25 protein-coding genes are annotated in these 19,658 nt (G+C 39.7%); 11 read left to right on the forward strand and 14 right to left on the reverse strand.

The genetic code is table 11. From position 1 onward, the window contains the following. From EDC37_RS06390 to ylxM, 14 genes are all read right to left on the reverse strand, one after another. Positions 1–357: a YraN family protein gene (locus tag EDC37_RS06390; RefSeq protein WP_132549149.1), complete on the reverse strand. Its 357-nt coding sequence runs from the start codon at positions 355–357 to the stop codon at positions 1–3. Continuing rightward, positions 354–659, reverse strand: a complete 306-nt coding sequence (locus EDC37_RS06395; RefSeq protein WP_132549152.1) for an EscU/YscU/HrcU family type III secretion system export apparatus switch protein — start codon at positions 657–659, stop codon at positions 354–356. The genes EDC37_RS06390 and EDC37_RS06395 overlap by 4 nt, the downstream gene beginning before the upstream one ends. A 24-nt stretch (positions 660–683) precedes the next feature. Further along, on the reverse strand, positions 684–2,498 hold the full coding sequence (locus EDC37_RS06400) for a hypothetical protein (protein ID WP_132549155.1): 1,815 nt from the start codon (positions 2,496–2,498) through the stop codon (positions 684–686). Positions 2,499–2,516: 18 nt separating this feature from the next. Then, a complete protein-coding gene (locus EDC37_RS06405) occupies positions 2,517–3,284 on the reverse strand; it encodes a ribonuclease HII (RefSeq protein WP_132549158.1) in 768 nt (255 codons plus the stop codon). An 80-nt stretch (positions 3,285–3,364) separates the two neighbouring features. Further along, complete coding sequence (gene ylqF / locus EDC37_RS06410) at positions 3,365–4,237, reverse strand: ribosome biogenesis GTPase YlqF (RefSeq protein WP_132549161.1); 873 nt, start codon at positions 4,235–4,237, stop codon at positions 3,365–3,367. A gap of 113 nt (positions 4,238–4,350) precedes the next feature. Further along, entirely contained in the window at positions 4,351–4,893 is a 543-nt protein-coding gene (gene lepB / locus EDC37_RS06415) for a signal peptidase I (protein WP_132549164.1), read from the reverse strand. 152 nt (positions 4,894–5,045) lie between these two features. Beyond that, positions 5,046–5,387, reverse strand: a complete 342-nt coding sequence (rplS, locus tag EDC37_RS06420; RefSeq protein WP_132549167.1) for a 50S ribosomal protein L19 — start codon at positions 5,385–5,387, stop codon at positions 5,046–5,048. A gap of 81 nt (positions 5,388–5,468) precedes the next feature. Then, positions 5,469–6,218 (reverse strand): tRNA (guanosine(37)-N1)-methyltransferase TrmD, encoded by a 750-nt coding sequence (trmD, locus tag EDC37_RS06425; RefSeq protein ID WP_132549170.1) that lies wholly within the window; start codon positions 6,216–6,218, stop codon positions 5,469–5,471. A gap of 1 nt (position 6,219) precedes the next feature. Further along, positions 6,220–6,741, reverse strand: coding sequence for a ribosome maturation factor RimM (rimM, locus tag EDC37_RS06430; protein WP_132549173.1), 522 nt, complete (start codon positions 6,739–6,741; stop codon positions 6,220–6,222). Next, positions 6,713–7,120 carry a YlqD family protein gene (locus EDC37_RS06435; RefSeq protein ID WP_132549176.1) on the reverse strand — a complete coding sequence of 136 codons (408 nt, stop codon included), beginning with the start codon at positions 7,118–7,120 and terminating at the stop codon, positions 6,713–6,715. The genes rimM and EDC37_RS06435 overlap by 29 nt, the downstream gene beginning before the upstream one ends. A 76-nt stretch (positions 7,121–7,196) precedes the next feature. Next, entirely contained in the window at positions 7,197–7,424 is a 228-nt protein-coding gene (locus EDC37_RS06440; protein WP_132549179.1) for a KH domain-containing protein, read from the reverse strand. A gap of 15 nt (positions 7,425–7,439) precedes the next feature. Beyond that, positions 7,440–7,715, reverse strand: coding sequence for a 30S ribosomal protein S16 (gene rpsP, locus EDC37_RS06445; protein ID WP_132549182.1), 276 nt, complete (start codon positions 7,713–7,715; stop codon positions 7,440–7,442). Between the two features lie 15 nt (positions 7,716–7,730). Next, positions 7,731–9,101, reverse strand: a complete 1,371-nt coding sequence (gene ffh / locus EDC37_RS06450; RefSeq protein WP_132549185.1) for a signal recognition particle protein — start codon at positions 9,099–9,101, stop codon at positions 7,731–7,733. Positions 9,102–9,121: 20 nt separating this feature from the next. Then, positions 9,122–9,466, reverse strand: coding sequence for a YlxM family DNA-binding protein (gene ylxM, locus EDC37_RS06455; protein ID WP_132549188.1), 345 nt, complete (start codon positions 9,464–9,466; stop codon positions 9,122–9,124). A 417-nt stretch (positions 9,467–9,883) separates the two neighbouring features. Here ylxM and EDC37_RS06460 point away from each other — a divergent pair, with 417 nt between their 5' ends. The 11 genes from EDC37_RS06460 to EDC37_RS06510 are packed head-to-tail and all read left to right on the forward strand — an operon-like array spanning position 9,884 to position 19,466. Continuing rightward, the gene (locus tag EDC37_RS06460) at positions 9,884–10,237 is read left to right on the forward strand and encodes an NADH-quinone oxidoreductase subunit A (protein ID WP_132549191.1); all 354 of its coding nucleotides are present in this window, start codon (positions 9,884–9,886) and stop codon (positions 10,235–10,237) included. Then, the gene (locus EDC37_RS06465; RefSeq protein WP_132549194.1) at positions 10,228–10,728 is read left to right on the forward strand and encodes an NADH-quinone oxidoreductase subunit B; all 501 of its coding nucleotides are present in this window, start codon (positions 10,228–10,230) and stop codon (positions 10,726–10,728) included. Before EDC37_RS06460 ends, EDC37_RS06465 begins: the two co-directional genes overlap by 10 nt. Next, entirely contained in the window at positions 10,725–11,198 is a 474-nt protein-coding gene (locus tag EDC37_RS06470) for an NADH-quinone oxidoreductase subunit C (protein WP_132549197.1), read from the forward strand. The genes EDC37_RS06465 and EDC37_RS06470 overlap by 4 nt, the downstream gene beginning before the upstream one ends. After that, a complete protein-coding gene (locus EDC37_RS06475) occupies positions 11,195–12,292 on the forward strand; it encodes an NADH-quinone oxidoreductase subunit D (protein ID WP_132549200.1) in 1,098 nt (365 codons plus the stop codon). Before EDC37_RS06470 ends, EDC37_RS06475 begins: the two co-directional genes overlap by 4 nt. A 27-nt stretch (positions 12,293–12,319) precedes the next feature. Next, positions 12,320–13,357 (forward strand): NADH-quinone oxidoreductase subunit NuoH, encoded by a 1,038-nt coding sequence (gene nuoH, locus EDC37_RS06480; protein WP_132549203.1) that lies wholly within the window; start codon positions 12,320–12,322, stop codon positions 13,355–13,357. Between the two features lie 10 nt (positions 13,358–13,367). Beyond that, positions 13,368–13,775 (forward strand): NuoI/complex I 23 kDa subunit family protein, encoded by a 408-nt coding sequence (locus EDC37_RS06485; protein WP_132549206.1) that lies wholly within the window; start codon positions 13,368–13,370, stop codon positions 13,773–13,775. Continuing rightward, entirely contained in the window at positions 13,765–14,283 is a 519-nt protein-coding gene (locus EDC37_RS06490) for an NADH-quinone oxidoreductase subunit J family protein (RefSeq protein WP_132549209.1), read from the forward strand. The genes EDC37_RS06485 and EDC37_RS06490 overlap by 11 nt, the downstream gene beginning before the upstream one ends. Continuing rightward, positions 14,280–14,591: an NADH-quinone oxidoreductase subunit NuoK gene (gene nuoK / locus EDC37_RS06495; RefSeq protein ID WP_132549211.1), complete on the forward strand. Its 312-nt coding sequence runs from the start codon at positions 14,280–14,282 to the stop codon at positions 14,589–14,591. The genes EDC37_RS06490 and nuoK overlap by 4 nt, the downstream gene beginning before the upstream one ends. Positions 14,592–14,602: 11 nt before the next feature. Then, positions 14,603–16,504: an NADH-quinone oxidoreductase subunit L gene (gene nuoL / locus EDC37_RS06500; RefSeq protein WP_132549214.1), complete on the forward strand. Its 1,902-nt coding sequence runs from the start codon at positions 14,603–14,605 to the stop codon at positions 16,502–16,504. A 2-nt stretch (positions 16,505–16,506) separates the two neighbouring features. Beyond that, positions 16,507–18,042, forward strand: coding sequence for a complex I subunit 4 family protein (locus EDC37_RS06505; RefSeq protein WP_132549217.1), 1,536 nt, complete (start codon positions 16,507–16,509; stop codon positions 18,040–18,042). A 2-nt stretch (positions 18,043–18,044) separates the two neighbouring features. Next, entirely contained in the window at positions 18,045–19,466 is a 1,422-nt protein-coding gene (locus tag EDC37_RS06510) for an NADH-quinone oxidoreductase subunit N (RefSeq protein ID WP_132549220.1), read from the forward strand. Positions 19,467–19,658 lie beyond the last annotated feature (192 nt).

The raw sequence follows: 19,658 nt of genomic DNA on the forward strand, positions 1-19,658 counted from the left end.
CTAAACTTCAAAAGCTCCTTCTATATGATTCAATTTATATTGTCCGAAAAAATTATAATATATTTCTATAACATCAAACCGATAGGAAACATCGTACTGCTGGAGTGTAATATATAGATATGCTGTACGTATTATTTTTTTCTGTTTTCTGTAATCAACAGCTTGGGCAGCCGTTCCATAAAGTGAATTTTTTCTTGTTTTCACTTCAACAAAAACAATCAGGTCTTCATGTTTAGCTATAATATCTATCTCACCGCATTTTGCGGTATAATTCATAGCCAATATCTGATAACCACAGTCTCTTAAATAATCCGCCGCAATATTTTCTCCCAAACGGCCTATATTTCTTTTCTTCATAATTTTATATCTGGCTTTTTACGCTTATCAAGCCGATATACATAAGCGAGTATTTCGGCGACGACAGCATAGAGCTCAGGAGGAATCTCCCTATCAAGTTCCAGTGCCATAAGCATACTGACCAGTGTCTTATCCTGATACACAGGCACAGCACTCCGCTGCGCTGCCTGTAATATGCTCTCAGCAGTATAGCCTCTTCCCTTGGCAACTATTTTAGGTGCTTTACCCTCTTTTTCCCTATAGCGTAGAGCAACTGCCTTCTTATCGGGAACCGAGTTTTGTCCATTATTGTGGTCTTCCATGATCTCTTACTCCTGCTGCTTTATTTAATCAATAGTGCCAATTTTTAGTTCAGTAAGGTTCAACTTTGTACTGTGTAGATAAGAACGTAATTTAGGTAAATAATCTTCAAAAGATACAGCTGTGTCCTTTGAAGAAAAAGATAACCGAACATTTAGCTGTTGCTTATTATATAAGCGCAGAACAATTTCTACAGCCCCTACATTTTCAGTAAGACAGCAAACCCGGAACCAAGTTTCATACTGTTCTTCGCCAGTTTCTTGATTATGGTGTCCTTCATTATAAATATTTACATAAGCAGGATAACTTTTTTGCTCATCTAAAAATACGGGAAGAATAAAATCAAGTGATTTTTGTGATAATGCCGCAGACGAATCAGTAGGAAATGAATTATTCATCATTTTAGTAAAACTACTGACATTGTCACCAGCTTGCTTTAAAGAAGCAGCCTTATCATCAATTGTGCTAATATCGCTCAATTGTACAAATGCCCATAATTTAGCAAGATTAGGCATATTGTGTTTAGCTGCTGCCTGTAACACTATTCCGGGAATATTATTTTCTACTACCTGCATTACCTTTTGCAACTGTGCTGCATCCTTAGGTGATAACAACTGCTGGTTATCATTTACAAAATTCCTTAAAAGCAGCTTGTCTTGCGCACTCAGTTCCACATTCTGTAAAAGCAGTTGCCCTAAATCACGCAACGAACCAACTGACTTTGCTGTGTTATTTATAAAATCTGGCAGTTGTGCTTCTAACATACTGCTACTCGCCATAGGCTCGCCTGTGCCAGTTCCCACTCCGGATGGTTGACCCTGCTGTACAATATTTGGGGCAGTTTTAGCAGCATTTGCAGGCAAAATTACTTCATTCCCAACCGCCTTTTTTTGTGCAGCAACAATATTAGTTGTTGACTCTGTACTCTCTGGGACACTTCCCTTAGCGGTAACAGCAACAGATTTTTCTTCCGCACCAGCAGCTCCCTGCTGCGCCGCAGTATCAGCACCAGCGTTTGTATTTGGTTTTAAGGAAACAGTTTGTTCCCCACTTTTGTTTTCAACAGTAAGCGGCGGTGTCGAAACAGTGGTTTGCGAAGATGGTTCTGTACTGGCAGGCGTTGCTTGTCTGCCTATTACATTTTTATTATCGTACGCACGTGCTGTATCATCAGTAAAAAAAGTATTTAAAATATTTTTTAGTACCTGTATGTTATTATTTTGGTTGCCCTGCATCCCGTTTGTAGTATCCACTTTAGCGGTTGCAAAAGCATCATTATTTGGTAAATATATATTTGCCAGCTTTTGGAGCGGTTCTGGAAGGTCAGCTACGGCTTTGTCATTGAGTAGATTAAAGGCTGTTTTTAGTAGATCAACTGTGCTTGGATACTGATTATCCTGTGTCAAAACTGACCGAAAATTATTTAACAATGTTTTGACATTATCCGGCAAGCCTGTATAACTCCCATTCTCTGCCAATTCGCCAAGCTGCGACAGCATTTTCCCCAATGAAGCCAGTTGGTCAAAAGCATATCGTCTTGCCTGTAGTGTATCGCCAAGGCTTTGGGCCAACGTTTTGTCAACAGAAAAAGAGTCCTGTAAAATTTGTTGTACCAGTTTTTGTATCTCTGGAGACATATCCTCAATATTACCATTTTGGGTACTGGTAATTTCCGAAAGGATTCCTGCAAGATCACCAACCGCGTTTTTTATGGCAACATCAGTCTGCGGAAGAGCGCCAGACACATCTGTGGTCTGCGCAGAAACATTTCTTTTATCAATCGGACCGGTTGGCTGCTGACTGGCTGCATTAGCTGGATTTATCCCTGGCTGTATAGGCATAGACACTCCTCCATCAGATTAACTTATCATCGATTTTACTGGTTCAAAAGAACGCCGGTGCAACGGGCATGGTCCATATTTGCGCAATGCTTCAATATGCTTTTTAGTACCATATCCTTTATGGCTGGAAAAATCATACTCAGGATATTGCTTAGCATATTCATCCATCAGATGATCCCTCTCTACTTTTGCCACTATAGATGCCGCAGCTATAGAAGCACTCTTCGCATCCCCTTTTATAATTGACAGATGGGGAATATCAAGCGCATTGAGCGGCATTGCATCTATCAATACTTGCTGCGGTTTCACATCTAGTTTATAAATAGCTTCATACATGGCATTCATTGAAGCTTGGTAGATATTTATGCGGTCAATTGTCTTCTCATCTATTATTGCTCTGCTTACGGAAATTGCTTTTGCTAAAATCTGCCCGTAAATCTTTTCACGGGCAGATGCGGACAATTTTTTAGAATCATTCAGGCGCGGGATATAACAGCCAATCGGTAAAATGACAGCTGCAGCGACAACGGGACCCGCTAAGGGACCACGGCCAGCTTCATCTGTACCAGCTATATATTTAAAACCCTTTTGCTCAAATGCATATTCATATTTGTATAACTCATGCAACCGTTCCTTTTCCTTTAATTCCTTATCGTAGCGAACAAGGAGATGGTGAACAGCTTTACGTTCATCATGCTGCAACAGTTCCATAAAATCTGTGTCTGCTCCAGAATGAAAAAGTTTATCAGCAATTTCTTTTACTGATAATTTTATTTTATTATCCATAATTTTCACCTATAAAAAATACACCTTATTACCAATTCGGTATAAGATGTATTTTTCCTTTGTTATGTTTATATTTTTTATTATACTGATGGAGCTTCGAGAGAAATTTTTCCCAACCGCCCGTTGCGGAAATCCGTAAAGATAACAGTTATAATTTTTTCCTCATCTACTCTTCCACCCTTGATTATGCAGCCGCGTTTTCTTCCTATCAATTCAAACAATTCGGTTGTATCTTCCGGCAATGCATCAATTTTATAACGTTCTTCCAAAAGTTTTGGATAATGTTCTTTCAAATAGTCCAACAACAACAATGACACTTTTTCCTTATCATAGGTATCATCATTGACAGCTCCCGTAAATGCAAGGTTAAGCCCTACTATAGGATCATCAAATTTAGGCCACAATAAACCAGGCATATCCAGCAAATCTATATTTTTACCTATACGTATCCATTGCTTAGCCCGCGTTACCCCCGGGCGATTTTCTGTTTTAGTGGCAGCAGAACCAGCCAAACGGTTTATAAGGGAAGATTTGCCAACATTAGGAATTCCGGCGATCATTGCTCTGGCATTACGCGGTCTAGCTCCCTGTGCTGCAAATTTTGACGTTTGCCGCTGCGTCAAAGTGTTGATCATATTTATTAATTCTTTGATATTTTTTCCCTGTACAGAATTAACGGCTAAGGCTGACTTCCCCATACGTTTATAAAATTCCACCCATTCACGTGTTATCCCAGGGTCTGCTAGATCAGCCTTATTCAAAACAATAGCATGTGTCTTGCTGCCTATCAACCCTTTTAACATAGGATTGGAACTTGAAAGAGGAATTCTCGCATCCAAAAGTTCAACTACAATATCGACTAGCTTTAAATTTTCTTCAATAAGGCGGCGGGCTTTTGCCATATGTCCGGGGAACCACTGAACTAATGGCACATCATGGTTTCGTTTTTCCATTTAGACCTCCAATAAATAAATCATTAGCTGTAAAGCTTTACCAAATATATCAACCTCGCAGCGGATAAAAAAACGCCGGTTCTTTTACCGGCGCCGGAACAAATTTATTAAAATCATTTATCCTGAACATTCATAGCCAATGTATGTAATTCACTCAATGGCCAAAATACCAGAACAGCCTTTCCTTTTATCAAATTGAACGGCACAAAACCAACATCTGGAAAACGACTGTCTTCAGAATTGTTACGATTATCGCCCATCACAAAAATATGTCCGTCAGGAATAGTGGTAAGCGGATAGTCGCCCCTTGTTTGGCTAAGGATAAAAGGTTCATTTTGTAATTCATTATTGACAAAAACATGTCCATCTTTGATCTCGATAGTATCACCTGGAACGGCAATTACTCTTTTAATAAAATCACGGCTGGTATCACGTGGATACTGGAATACCAATATTTCTCCCCGCTTTGGTTCACGCAGACGATAAATAAATTTATTCACTACTAGGCGTTCATGGTTCATCAACGTTGGCTGCATAGACGGACCGTCAACGAGATACAATTCAACAATAAAATGGCGTATAATTAAAGCCAAGACCACTGCGATAGCTATTGATACGATCCAATCCTTTATTTCTGCGCCTAACGATTTATTCATATTTAGCCTCCAATGGATAAATTTTTCGATAAATATTACAGTTTTATAGGAAATGTATATTCCTCAACATAAAAATTATTTTCGCGCTCACTTACTAAACAAATAAAACAAAAAGGACTGCTGTAAAGCCGCAGTCCCCGATAATAAAACTATCAACGTCTTTCTTTAATGCGGGCAGCTTTACCTGTAAGATTACGTAAATAGTAAAGTTTTGCTCTGCGCACAACGCCTTTGCGTATAACATCGATTTTTTCTAAACGCGGAGAATGCACGGGGAAAGTACGTTCTACCCCAATACCATAAGAAACACGTCTTACAGTGAACATTTCACGTACACCGCTGCCTTGACGGGCAATTACCACGCCTTCAAACATCTGAATACGTTCATGGGTGCCTTCAACTACTTTTACATGTACACGTACGGTATCTCCAGGCTGAAATTGGGGAATATCCTTTTTCAGCTGTTCTTGTTCTAAAACTTGGATAATATTCATTATTTTTCCTCCTTAATATCAGCCGTTCGTGGCAATGAAGACCAGAGGACCGACTGCAATACTTTCTAAGTTTAGCATAATTTAAATTAGGGTGCAATCATTTTTTATTTTTTTGAGCAAAGCTAATTCATCTTCGCTCAAAGGATAGTTCTCAAGCAGATCGGGACGTTTCAACAGCGTCAGTTCAAGAGCCTTACGCTTACGCCAAAGCCGTATCTTAGCATGGTCACCTGAAAATAAAACATCTGGGACTTGCATTTTTTTATATTCCCGCGGCCTTGTATATTGTGGATGTTCCAAAATTCCATTATAAAAAGAATCGGTAACCGCCGACTCCTCAGAACCGAGAACTTCAGGCAACATACGGGAAACCGCATCGACAACTACCATGCAAGCAAGTTCTCCACCGGTCAAAACATAATCACCAATGGAAATAGCTTCATCTGCTAAATTCTCCGTTATACGATTATCAAAGCCTTCATAATGGCCGCAAATGAATAGCAGTGAATCATATTGCGCCAATTGCCTAGCCTTCTGCTGTGAAAAAGGCTGGCCACTAGGACACATCAGCAGTATCCGTGACTTACTTTCCGGTGCCAGCGTTTTTTTTATGTTTGCTACTGCACGAAAAAAAGGTTCAGGTTTTAAAACCATCCCAGCTCCACCGCCAAAAGGAACATCATCAACCTGATGATGTTTATCATAAGTAAAATCGCGCGGATTAGTAAAAGCTATATCAAGGATATGCTTATCAGCAGCTCTGCCAATAATACTGTTGTTAAAAGGCCCATTAAACATTTCGGGGAATAATGTGACTATATCTATTTTCATTCTATTGCTCATCTGTCCATATGACGTCCATCCGCTTGTTTTTTATATCGATTTTGGTAACTACCTTTTTTAAGGCTGGCAGTAAAATCGTTCCGCCATCTTCTGGTTTTTCAACAACGTAGACATCATTACTGCCTGTCTTTAATACATTGGTCACTGTTCCCAGCTTTGTATTTTTTTCATCATAAACAGCAAGCCCGATTATATCAAATGTATAATATTCACCCGCCGAAAGAGGTGCTGCTTCTGCACGTGGTACCTGCAAAAACTTTCCTGTTAAGGCAGCTGATTTTTCACGACTGTCAAAATTTTGTATATGCATAATGAGCACACCATTATGGTTCTGAACAAACTCTATTTTTACAGGCAGCTCATCTATATACGCAGTAGTGAGTTTCGCAAACCTGTCGGGAAAATCCGTAAGCGGATAAACACGTATATCTCCCTTGATGCCATGTGGTTTACCTATTTTGCCGATGATTATGAAATTTTTATCAGTCACGCATTTCGATAATTTTTCCATCTTCAACCAAAAGCTCCGTATTCATTATTTCCGGCATGGTATCACCTATTTTTATTTCTACCAAACGTTGTAATGTGCCTTGCACAATTTCCGCGCCGATTTCTAATTCTTCAGTATCAGTGATTTTATTTTTAAGGTTTTCTTTAAAAGATAATCTTTTTTGTTTTTCTTCTTCCATACGTTGTAAAAGCATGGAAACACGCTGAACATCACCTGTGTTTTGTTCAGTCAAAACTTTTTTCATATCTTTTTCTATACGAGAAATTTCAGCATCAATCTTCTCTATCTGCCGATTAAGACTATGCATCATGTCCGTTTTAAATTTTTCAGTAACCTTTGCTTTCACCGTTATAGGGCATTGCAGAGTTATCGATTCCATTTTAGAAACCTCCTGATTTTTATTAATATATGACAACAGCGGCAAGACTTTTTACAAAGTTTTTTGCCGCTGTGTGTTAGATGATTTCAACTATGACTTTTTTATATTCACGAGCTGCCGCGGCTTTTACGACAGTCCGCATTGCCTTAGCAATACGGCCTTGTTTGCCAATCACTTTTCCCATATCATCGTCAGCAACGGAAAGTTCATAAATAACAGTTTTCCCGTCATCTTTTTCATTAACGATTACCATGTCTGGATTGTCTACTAAAGACTTTGCTATAAGCTCAATAAGCTGTTTCATATCATAGCCTCTTTCTTACTTGTTCGCTTTTTTAAATTCAGCGAATTTAGCTATTATACCTTTTTTGGCTAATAATGTCTTTACAGTATCGGTCGGTTGTGCACCTTTACTCATCCAATTGATGACTTTTTCTTCATCTATATTTACAACAGCCGGTTCTTTTGTTACATCATAGCTGCCTACAATTTCGATAAAACGTCCATCGCGCGGAGCGCGGGAATCAGCTACAACGATACGGTAAAACGGATTTTTTTTAGCACCCATTCTGTTTAAACGAATTTTTACTGCCATTTGAGATTCACCTCCTTAAAATGGAAACTTCATATTCTGCATGCCTTTAGGAAACCCCTTCAGTCCCTTTTTCCCTTTGGCTCCGGTCATTTTCTTCATCATTTTTTTCATTTCAGCAAACTGCTTCAAAAGCTTATTAATATCCTGCACCCTGGTTCCACTGCCTGCTGCTATACGCTTACGGCGGCTGCCATTTATGATATTAGTATTACTTCTTTCCGCAGGAGTCATCGCTTTTATAATTGCCTCAATATGGGCAAGTTCCTTATTATTTTTTAAATCCATATCAACATCGCCGAGCTTCTTTTTGAGTCCGCCCATTCCCGGCAGCATACCCAAAATTTTATCAAGAGAACCCAGTTTTTTTACTTGTTGCATCTGATTTAAAAAATCATCCAGAGTAAATTGATTCTTGCGTAATGCCTTTTCCATCTTTTTGGCTTCATCGGCATCAAAGGTTTCCTGCGCTTTTTCGATAAGAGAAAGAACATCGCCCATGTCGAGAATACGGGAAGCCATACGGTCAGGATAAAAAGGTTCCAACGCGTCAAGTTTTTCGCCTGTCCCAACGAATTTTATAGGACAACCGGTGACCGCTTTAACAGAAAGTGCTGCGCCGCCTCTGGCATCTCCATCCATCTTTGTCAAAACCACACCGTCAAGGCCAAGGTCAGCATTAAAGCTTTCCGCAACGTTGACTGCATCCTGCCCCGTCATCGCATCCACTACCAACAGAATTTCATGCGGATGGACATTATCCTTGATAAACTTCAATTCCTGCATAAGCTCTTCATTTATATGCAGGCGCCCAGCAGTATCGATAATGACAACATCATTAGCATGTGAATGTGCATGTTCCAGAGATTTTTCTGCGATCGTAACTGGATTAGATCCTTCCGCCATGGAAAAAACAGGAATATCCAGTTGTTTACCGATAACCTGCAATTGCTTTACGGCAGCAGGACGATAGACATCAGCTGCAACAAATAAAGGATGCTTACCCTGTTTTTTAAGCATGGTGCCAAGCTTGCCAACCGAAGTGGTCTTTCCTGCGCCTTGCAGGCCGACCATCATTATTATAGTAGGCGGGTTCGCCGCAATATTTATACGGCTGACAGTTCCACCCATTAATTCAGTAAGCTCTTCATTAACTATCTTTATTACAGCCTGGGCTGGTGTAAGACTTTCTAGTATATTCGCGCCGATAGCACGTTCTTTTATCTTTGCTACAAAACTTTTTACTACTTTGAAATTAACATCAGCCTCAAGCAATGCCATCCGAATATCACGCATCGCCGCATTGACATCTTCTGCCGAAAGCCGTCCATGCCCACGCAGCTTTTTAAAAGTATTCTGCAATTTCTCAGCCAGAGACTCAAAAATCAATTAAGCTCCTCCTTTCAAAATCAACAATTTAACATTTTTTTTATTTTCGTTTCTACATTGTCAAGTTTTTCCACCTGAAAATTCTCCCTTAGCGATTCCACATCTGTTAGAATTTTTTTCAGCGATTCTCTAAACAATTTATTTTTTTCTACTGCGTTTAATCTCATCTCATAATTTTCTAGAATAATTTCACAACGGTGAAGCGTATCATAAGCAGCCTGCCTAGAAATATTCATCAGTGATGCTATTTCTGAAAGGGATAGATCCTGATATAAATGCATCCTGAGACAATCTTGCTGTTTTTCCGTGAGAAGCGCTCCATAAAAATCAAAAAGCATGCTCAGACGTAAAAAATTGTCTAACACGTTGAACACCTCGGCAACCGATTTTAAACTACGGAACATTATAGCTGAACAAGAAATCTTTGTCAAGTAAATTTACTTGTCGTAACATCAGGTTTCAATATTTTTATTTTATAATATAATAATGGTTTATTTTAATAATCCCAGAAGAATGTATACTAAAATATAATATATACGAGACATTATATAGCACTTTTTAAAATTATATGAAATATAGTCTATAATTATTATTGTAATTTTGCTACAATAGTATAAATGAAAGTTTTTAAGATCCGCTTTTTAAATAACTAATATTTATTTTACAATAATATATAATTATGTTATAAATTGATTGCCCTTTTTGGTTATTGTATAACATAATTTCGTAAAGACAACATTATACAACCAGCTGGCTAAAACTTACTAAAGGGAGGTGATAAGATGTCATATTTCGCAAAAATATTTATCCTGCTTATCGCTGCAACAATCTTTCCCATCATGGCGATGATAGTTCCCTTAATCATTCAACCGCGTCAACCCAATAAAGAAAAGAACTCCCAATATGAATGTGGTGTTGATACAGTGGGCCGCAACATAATACGATACAGGATCAGTTATTTTTTATATGCAATAATTTTTGTAGTCTTTGATGTAGAAACCATTTTTTTATTTCCGTGGGCCGTAAAATTTAACGATCTAGGATTATTTGCGCTTGTAGAAATGTTTATTTTCGCAGGCATATTGGCAATAGGACTGGCCTATGCATGGAAAAAGGGGGCTTTAACATGGAAATAGTCGATCTAGTACCGGAAGTGCTAAAAAACAATGTCATGATCACAACAATTGACGGCCTTTTTAAATGGGCCCGCAGTAATTCTCTTTGGCCTTTGACCTCTGGCCTATCATGCTGTGCCATAGAAATGATGTGTGCAGCTGCCGCAAGGTTTGATCTGGCACGATTTGGTTATGAAGTCTTTCGCCCATCACCACGGCAGGCTGATCTATTTATTGTTGCCGGAACATTGACATGGAAAATGGCACCTCCTTTAAAACGTCTTTATGAACAGATGCCTGAACCAAAATACGTAATCGCTATGGGCAGCTGTGCCAACGCAGGCGGACCATTTGCTGATGCTTATTCAGTAGTGCCCGGCATAGATAAAATCATCCCAGTTGATGTTTTCATCCCAGGATGTCCACCACGCCCTGAAGCTTTAATATATGGAATGCTCCAGCTAAAAGAAAAAATACGCCATCCTGAAATAGTGCAAAGGACAGCGAAATGAAAAGAAAATATTTAGCAAAAGACAAACTTTATGCATTAAAAAAAGATTTCCCCAGTGAAATGGATTTTGATGATACATTAGAAAAACCAACACTCATTATCCTTAAACAGCAAGTTTTTGTGGAAATTATGCATACTCTAAAAATACGTTACAAATTTGATATGCTTTCCAATATCACGGCAGTCGATTATGATGATCATTTTGAAGTGGTCTATGACCTTGCCAATCGTACCAACAACGAAGAACTTATGGTCAAAATAGCCTTAGCCAAAACTGACCCTAATATCCCAACACTGACAAAACTTTGGCCGGAAGCAGATTTTCAGGAACGGGAGCAATATGACCTTATGGGAATTAATTTTTTAGGCCATCCCAATCTGCAACGTATATTACTGCCTGACGATTTTATCGGCCACCCTCTGCAAAAATCTTATAAGCAGGTCGAAAAAGGGGGCATCAGTGAAAAATGATAAAAACAGAAACCTACCAATTATCTATGGGACCTGTCCATCCCAGTACACATGGAGTCCTACAGGTATTACTTACCCTGGACGGTGAAAAAGTTATTAAAGCCGTCCCCTGCATGGGATACCTACATCGCGGTATCGAAAAATTAATGGAGCAGCGGACATATTTTCAGTGCCTGCCCTATACTGACAGATTAGATTATGTATCGGCAATGAACAATAATTTTTCATACTGCCACGCAGTAGAAAAACTTGCTGCCATAGAAGTTCCCGAAAAGGCACAGTATTTAAGGGTCATTATGGCTGAACTAAACCGTATAGCCAGCCATATGATTTTTATTGGCTCTTTGGCTGTCGATATTGGGGCGACCACAGGTATGATTTATCCTTTCCGTGACAGAGAACGAATCCTAGATATTTTCAACGAGCTTTGCGGTGCTCGCATGACTTACAGTTACATACGAATCGGTGGTGTCAAAAATGATTTATCCGCCAAGATAATTGATATGATAAATCATTTCTTATCTGCTCTTCCTTCCATGCTGGACGAATACAATGATTTACTCACTGGCAATGAGTTTTTCCAGCACCGCCTAAAAGGGACTTCCCTATTGTCTGCGGAGCAGGCACTTCATCTGGGAGTAACAGGCCCAATGCTGAGAGCCAGCGGTGTTAATTATGATCTGCGCAAAGAAAATACCTACAGTTCTTATGACGATTTTGATTTTTCTATACCACTCGGCAAAACAGGTGATAATTTGGACAGATATATTGTCCGTATGCAAGAAATAACCGAAAGCGCCAAAATAATCCGACAAGCTCTTGACGGCCTGCCAGAAGGAGAATTTACGGCAAAAGTTCCAAGAGTGCTACGCCCGCCAAAGGGTGAAATATATGATACGCTCGAAGGCCCACGCGGTGAAGTTGGTTATCATATAGTAAGTGACGGCTCAGCAAAACCCTATCGTATCCACATACGCCGACCATCATTTATCAATTTACAGGCATTGGATACGATGTGCCGTGGTTATCTGGTAGGTGACGTAGTGGTAGCAATGTCTACCATTGATCCTATCTTGGGTGAAGTTGATTGCTGAAATTCTAAAAAAAAGGCGGGTGAAAATATGCATACAGGATTATTGGCAAGTCTGGCAGCTTTTATTACCGGATTGATTGAATCTCTTTTAGGGCACGGTTTCGCAGCACAGTTAATCATGGTGTTGCTGGAAATAATAGCTATATTCGCAGTTATTTCTTTAGCCGTAATTATACAAGTTTATATGGAACGACGCATCTGCGGTTTTATCCAAGACAGGTTAGGGCCAAACCGCGTAGGCCCGTTTGGTCTCTTACAGACAGTGGCCGATATGATAAAATTGATGTCCAAAGAAGACATTGTCCCAGAAAAGGCTAACCGGTTGCTGTGGGGAATGACTCCCATGCTGTTATTTATCCCAGCAGCACTCGTTTATGCGGTATTTCCTTTTGACGAAGGAGCTATTTTTGCAGATATAGGCATCGGTGTATTTTTTGTAATGGCAATTATGTCGCAGGGAGTACTAATGTTTCTGATTGGTGGTTATGCCTCAGAAGATAAGTATTCATTTATGGGAGCTATGCGTGCTGTAGCTCAAATGTTAAGCAGTGAAATCCCAATAGCTTTTTCTATCTTGGCAGTCGTAATGGTGACGGGATCTTTACGTATGAGTGACATTGTCTCCGCACAAACGAACGTATGGTTTGTTTGTGTCCAGCCTTTAGCTTTTATTATTTTTATTATAGCTATGCTAATGGAAACCAACCGTACACCTTTTGATCTTGTCGAAGGTGAAGCAGAAATAATAGCCGGACCTTTTACGGAATACAGTGGTATGCGCTGGGCTTTATTTTTCCTTGCGGAATACGCAAACCTCCTCGCCGCAGCTATCTTGACCGTTACTTTGTTTCTAGGCGGTTGGCAGGGACCATTTCTGCCAGGAATAATTTGGTTTATTATAAAAGTTTTAATCGTCATTTTCATATTCATGTGGATTCGTTGGACATTTCCACGCACCAGAATTGACCAAATGATGGCATTAAGCTGGAAAGTTTTACTGCCGCTGGCACTCTTTAATATAATGGCTACGGGAATAGGCATTTATATTTACAAATGGATATATTGAGGTGAATAACATGCAGGGTAAAGGTTTGTTAATCGGCCTGTCCGTCACGCTCAGGCATTTTTTTGGCAGGAAAGAAACCGTTCAATATCCAGAAGAAAAATTGCCGATGAGTGATTTATTCCGTGGCGGCAGACTCGTCTTAAATGAAAAAAAATGCATTGGCTGTAAATTGTGCGCCATGTCATGTCCCAATGCAGCATTGGCTTTAACAGTTGAAGTTGACGACCAGAAAAAACGCCATATGAAAAAGTATGTGCACAAATCAGGACGCTGTTTGTATTGCAATTTTTGCGTAGAAGCGTGTCCGACGAAAGCAATCAGCTGGGATAAAAATTATGAAAACGCCTGCTATTACAAAGAAGACCTGACATATGACGCAGTTGCCAGAAACAAGGAGGGTATAAATAATGAACAATGATCTAAATCCAGCATTATTTTACTTTTTAGCTGCAGTCATGCTGCTTTCCGCATTGGCTATCGTCTATTGCCGAAACCTCGTTTATTCGGCACTTTTTATGGTAGTTTGTTTCCTGTCTATTGCCGGCCTTTATGCAATGATTAGTGCAGATTTTTTAGCAGCAGTGCAAATAATGGTCTACGCTGGAACCATAGTCATTTTGATTGTCCTCTGCATAATGATAACAAGAAGAACCACTATGGAAAGAACAAACATGCCGGAAAAGAAATATATCTTGCGCGCATCTGTTTTAGCAGGTTTACTATTTTTTCTATTGGCCTATATATTTGTAAACTCAGAAGTTTTGCCGACTACTAACAATATAATTGCTCTATCCGGTGACACCGTTTCAGGGCTGGCAGATCTTTTGCTTGGACATTATATGCTGGCATTTGAAATAGCTGCCGTGCTTCTTTTAGCTGCTATGATAGGTGCTGTTGTTTTGGCGAAAGGAGCCGACGAAAAATGACTATAGGTATAACGCATTTTCTGATTATAAGTGCCGCACTTTTTTGCATTGGCCTATACGGCATACTGATAAAAAGAAATCTTTTTTCAATATTGATGTGCATAGAGCTAATGCTCAATGCTGTAAATATCAATCTGGTAGCATTTAATCATTTTCTACCTACGCCTAATCTCTCAGGACAGCTTATGGTTCTTTTCTCCATCACAGTGGCTGCTGCTGAAGTTGCAGTGGGATTAGCATTGATCTTCCGCGTTTACCGTGATTTTCAAACGGTTAATATTGATAAATTAAACAGCATGAAAGGATAGGAGGCAAAAGTATGGAACATTTTGCACTTACTAACACATGGCTCATTCCTTTATTACCGGCTATAGCGTTTGTGCTGATCGGCCTGTTCTTTAAAAGGTGGGCAGCTATATCAGCCTTTATAGCAGTTCTTGCCTCTGCTGTCAGTTTTATTTTATCAACATTTGCTGCATTTGCAGTTTTAAACAGTGGTATCAGCGTAGATGCACCGTTCATCCAACGCGTGACTTGGGCAGAAATTGCCGGTTTGCATTTTGAGATGGGTGCTTTAATAGATCCGTTATCAGTAATGATGCTATTTGTTGTCTCACTTGTTTCTCTGCTTGTGCAAATATACTCTATCGGCTATATGCAGGGAAATAAGAGCTTTGGCAGATTCTTTGCCTACTTATCTTTATTCAGTGCCTCCATGCTTGGCCTTAATATAGCCATAAATTTCGTACAGATGTATATATTTTGGGAACTGGTGGGACTCTGCTCCTATCTACTGATAGGTTTTTATTATCAACGCATCGCCGCAAGAGAAGCTGCAAAAAAGGCATTTATCACTACACGCATAGGTGATTTTGGCTTATTAATCGGTATTTTGCTATTGCAAACAGTTTTCGGTACTGTCGATTTTCTTGAGCTAAAGCAAATTCTCCCCTTATATATTGCCTCTTACGGAACGAGCACACTGACCGTAATAGGCATCTTACTTTTTATAGGGCCAATCGGCAAATCGGGACAATTTCCTTTGCATGTATGGCTTCCTGATGCCATGGAGGGGCCTGCACCTGTTTCTGCCTTGATACACGCAGCGACAATGGTAGTAGCTGGTGTATATCTGGTAGCAAGAGCTTATTTTCTCTTTGCCTCGGTTCCTGCGTTACTGGAGCTTATCGCCTGGGTAGGTGCCTTTACTGCTTTCTTCGGTGCGAGCATTGCTCTCTCCCAGCGAGAAATAAAACGTATTTTGGCTTACTCGACAATAAGCCAGCTAGGCTATATGATGCTGGCTTTAGGGGTAGGTTCACTCACAGCCTCACTCTTTCATCTTTTTACACACGCATTCTTCAAGTCACTGCTCTTCCTCTGTGCCGGTGCTGTCATGCATGCTATGAGTGAAGAAGCTGATATTTTCAAAATGGGCGGATTGCGCAAAAAGATTCCTTTAGTATTCGCTGCAATGACAGTTGGGGTTCTGGCGATATCGGGAATTCCTCCGTTTGCAGGCTTCTTTTCGAAAGATGAAATCTTATCAGCAGCCCTGTCAGTTAGCACGCCAATGTATTTACTTGCCACATTAACAGCCTTTATGACGGCCTTTTATATGTCCAGACTGTTATTTGTTGTTTTCTTTGGTGAAGAAACAAAAGCCAAACTACACAATATCTCCTATTTCATGCAGGTTCCTTTGGTAATACTGGCGATTTTATCATTTGGCAGCGGCCTTTGGGGTTACATATGTGACTTTGGTTACTGGATTCGTTTCGGTGCCCCTTTGGAAGAGCATATGAACCTATCTATAGCTATTCTTTCTACGTTGCTGCCACTGCTTGCCTTTGCCTTGACTTGGAATATATATGTCCGGAAAAGATGGTCCGCAGACTATATAGCCAATAAGCTAGGCATCTTATATACAGTGAGCTTTCACAAATATTATATCGATGAATTTTATGCCCTTCTGTGTCGCATCTTCATCGACGGAATAGGTAAGATTATGTATTTCATTGATATATACATCATTGATGGAATAGTAAATGCTGTCTCAGGGTTAGTATTGTTTCTCAGCATCCTCTTGGGAAAATTACAAACCGGACAAACACAAAGATATGCGGCTGCGTTTTTTTGCGGTGTAGTCATTCTGCTGCTTTGCGGTATTTTATATTTTAATACAATAAGCGGCATCGTTGCCGGAGGAGGTGCTTTATAACAATGGATTTCCCTTTTATATCAACTATTCTGCTAACGCCTATTCTAGCAATATTACTTTTGTTCTTTATTCCACCGACTTCAAAAAAGGCAATAAAATTAGTAGCCGCTATAGCCATGCTGATAAGCTTTCTGCTAACTATATATGTGTACATAAACTATGATAGTTCGGCAGGAGGTATGCAATTTGTTGAAAAGATACCGTGGATAAGCGACTTGGGTGTTTCTTATGCTGTTGGTATCGATGGCATATCACTGCCAATGCTTTTCTTAACCGATATAATCGGTTTAGCCTCTGTCTTTAGTTCCTGGAATATTAACAAAAGGCCTAAAGAATTTTTCATTTTACTTTTATTGTTGATCGCAGGTGTTACAGGTACTTTTATTGCTCTGGATTTATTCATCTTTTTGCTTTTCTATGAGCTGGTAGTTATCCCTATATATATAATGGTAATTGTATGGGGCTCCACCAAACGGGTAAGCAAAGAATATGCCGGCATGAAGCTTACTATCTACCTATTAATAGGCTCTGCTTTCATGCTCGTAGGTATAGTGGCATTGTATCTCCAGGCCTTTCCACCCGGTATGCGTACTTTTGATATTGCTACACTTTCCAGCGCACATCTTTATGGAACGCTGAGCATCCAATTTCAAATAATTGTATTTTTCCTCATGCTGCTCGGTTTTGGCACACTTATCTCCATGTTCCCTTTTCACACATGGTCACCAGATGGATATGCTGGCGCACCTACAGCAGTCTCAATGATTCATGCTGGTGTCTTGAAAAAGATTGGTGGGTATGGACTTATCCGTTTAGGGCTTTTAATTTTACCAGCAGGTGCGAAATTTTGGGCACCGTTGATTATAATCCTCGGCCTTGCCAATGTCATCTATGCTGCTTATGTAGCAATAGTCCAAAAAGATCTCAAATATGTCGTTGGTTATTCATCCGTTTCCCATATGGGGTATGTACTTCTCGGTTTTGCAGCACTTAACACAATCAGCCTTAGTGGTGCTGTCGCCAATATGGTAGCCCATGGCATCATGAGTGCCTTATTTTTCGCCATGATTGGTTATGTATACGAAAAGACTCATATGCGTAGTGTAGACCAACTGCACGGCCTAGCACATCAAATGCCGAAAATAGCAACCGGTTTCATGCTTGCGGGCATGTCTTCGGTCGGACTACCTGGGCTTATCGGTTTCATTCCCGAGTACACAATCTTCGTAGGCTTGTTCGCCCAATATCCGATTCTGGCAATAATAGCAGTCTCCGGTATAGTATTTACCGCCATTTACATTTTACGTGTTCTGCAAAAAGTCTTATTCGGTCCGCGCGATAGTAGCTTTGATCGTTATGATGATGCCAAAGGGGCCGAACTAGTTCCGTTGTTTCTGCTAGGTACCATCCTGATTCTTTTCGGTCTCTTCCCACAGCTTTTAATGGCACCGATAAACAGCGGCATTTCTCCCTTAGGGCCATTTCTTGAAAGATTAAGTGCAGCACCGTCCCTGCTGTTCACATTAGGAGGGATCTAGCAATGAATCTATATGTAATTTATCCAGAAATTACTGTTTTAGTTTTAGCCTTAGCCTTGATAATAATTGATCTGCTGCTACCATCTGAAGAAACACGCCGCCCTCTGGGCTATATAACAATATTGGTTCTGTCTATATTAGCAATAAGTTTATTTTGGCAATATCATTTAACTATCTCAGCATATTTTTATCAGGGATTATTCTATTATGATAACTATGCTATCTTCTTTAAACAACTTTTCCTCTTAGCAGTGATACTGACCGTTTTATTTTCTCTACAATATATAGACACCATGAAATACAGCAGTGAATTTTATTCTATGATTTTATTCGCTCTCACAGGAATGATGATACTTGCTTCCGCCAATGACTTTTTAACATTTTTTATTGGTCTGGAACTCATGACAATAAGCTTTTATGCTCTGTCAGGTTTTGGCTTAACTAATAAAAAATCATCTGAGGCTGCTATCAAATATCTCATAATAGGTTCATTATCAACGGCAGTCACACTTTACGGTATAAGTCTCATCTACGGAACAGCACACAGTTTCGATTTTGCAGTTGTATGCAAAAATCCTGAATTTTTCTCTGCTTTAGGTATTGCGGGAATGATGATGATAACTGCTGGTATATTTTTCAAAATGTCCATTATTCCTTTTCATATGTGGGCTCCAGATACATATGAAGGAGCACCCGTACCAGTAACCGGACTCCTAGCCATGGGCTCTAAAGCAGCAGCAATAGCCGTATTTATGCGCATACTTTTTGAAGCCTTCTTCCCCGCTGCCGATTATTTTATGCCAGTCTTAGCAGTCTTTTCTGCCATTTGTATGATAGGCGGCAACATTGCGGCCATGAAGCAAAAAAATATAAAACGTATGCTCGCCTATTCATCTATTGCCCAAGCAGGATATATGATGGTAGGCATTTGTGCGGCAAGTCCACAGGGACTAAAAGGTGTTTTATTCTATGCCTTCCTGTACGTTTTAGCAAATACAGGTGCTTTTGCCGTAGTTACCGTTGTTGCACTTGAGAAAAAAGGAACCGATTACGAGCAATTTACGGCTCTTTCCCAAAGTGCCCCTGTTTTAGCCATGGTCATGTCCGTATCGCTTCTTTCCATGGCAGGTATTCCTCCTACAGCAGGATTTGCCGGTAAATTGTATTTGTTTATGGCAGTTGTTGAACATGGTTATCTATGGCTTGCCTTTGTTGGTTTCATCATGTCTATGCTGTCCGTATACTATTATCTAAAAGTTGTCAGAGTAATGTATACCGGTAAAAGCGATGGTAGTACCATCACTATATCAGGTGCTGTACGTGCCGCAGTCCTGATAAGCATGACAGCCACAGTTGTTTTCGGTGTATGGCCGCAATATTTATCCATGTTGACAGATTTCGCCGCCATAACATTTTTACGCTGATTGAAGATAATTTTATATTAATATTAAAAAAGTAGTTGCCACACCACATATAAGTGCGCAACTACTTTTTTTTATAAACTTTAGGCCTTCAAAAATTTGGTTAATTGTAAAATGAAATTGAACAGATAAAAATCCATAGTGACCTCGTGTTATGATTTAGGTGTCTAATCAAAAATATAACCTGAGGTAATC

Source organism: Pectinatus cerevisiiphilus, assembly GCF_004341685.1.
GTDB lineage: Bacteria > Bacillota > Negativicutes > Selenomonadales > Selenomonadaceae > Pectinatus > Pectinatus cerevisiiphilus.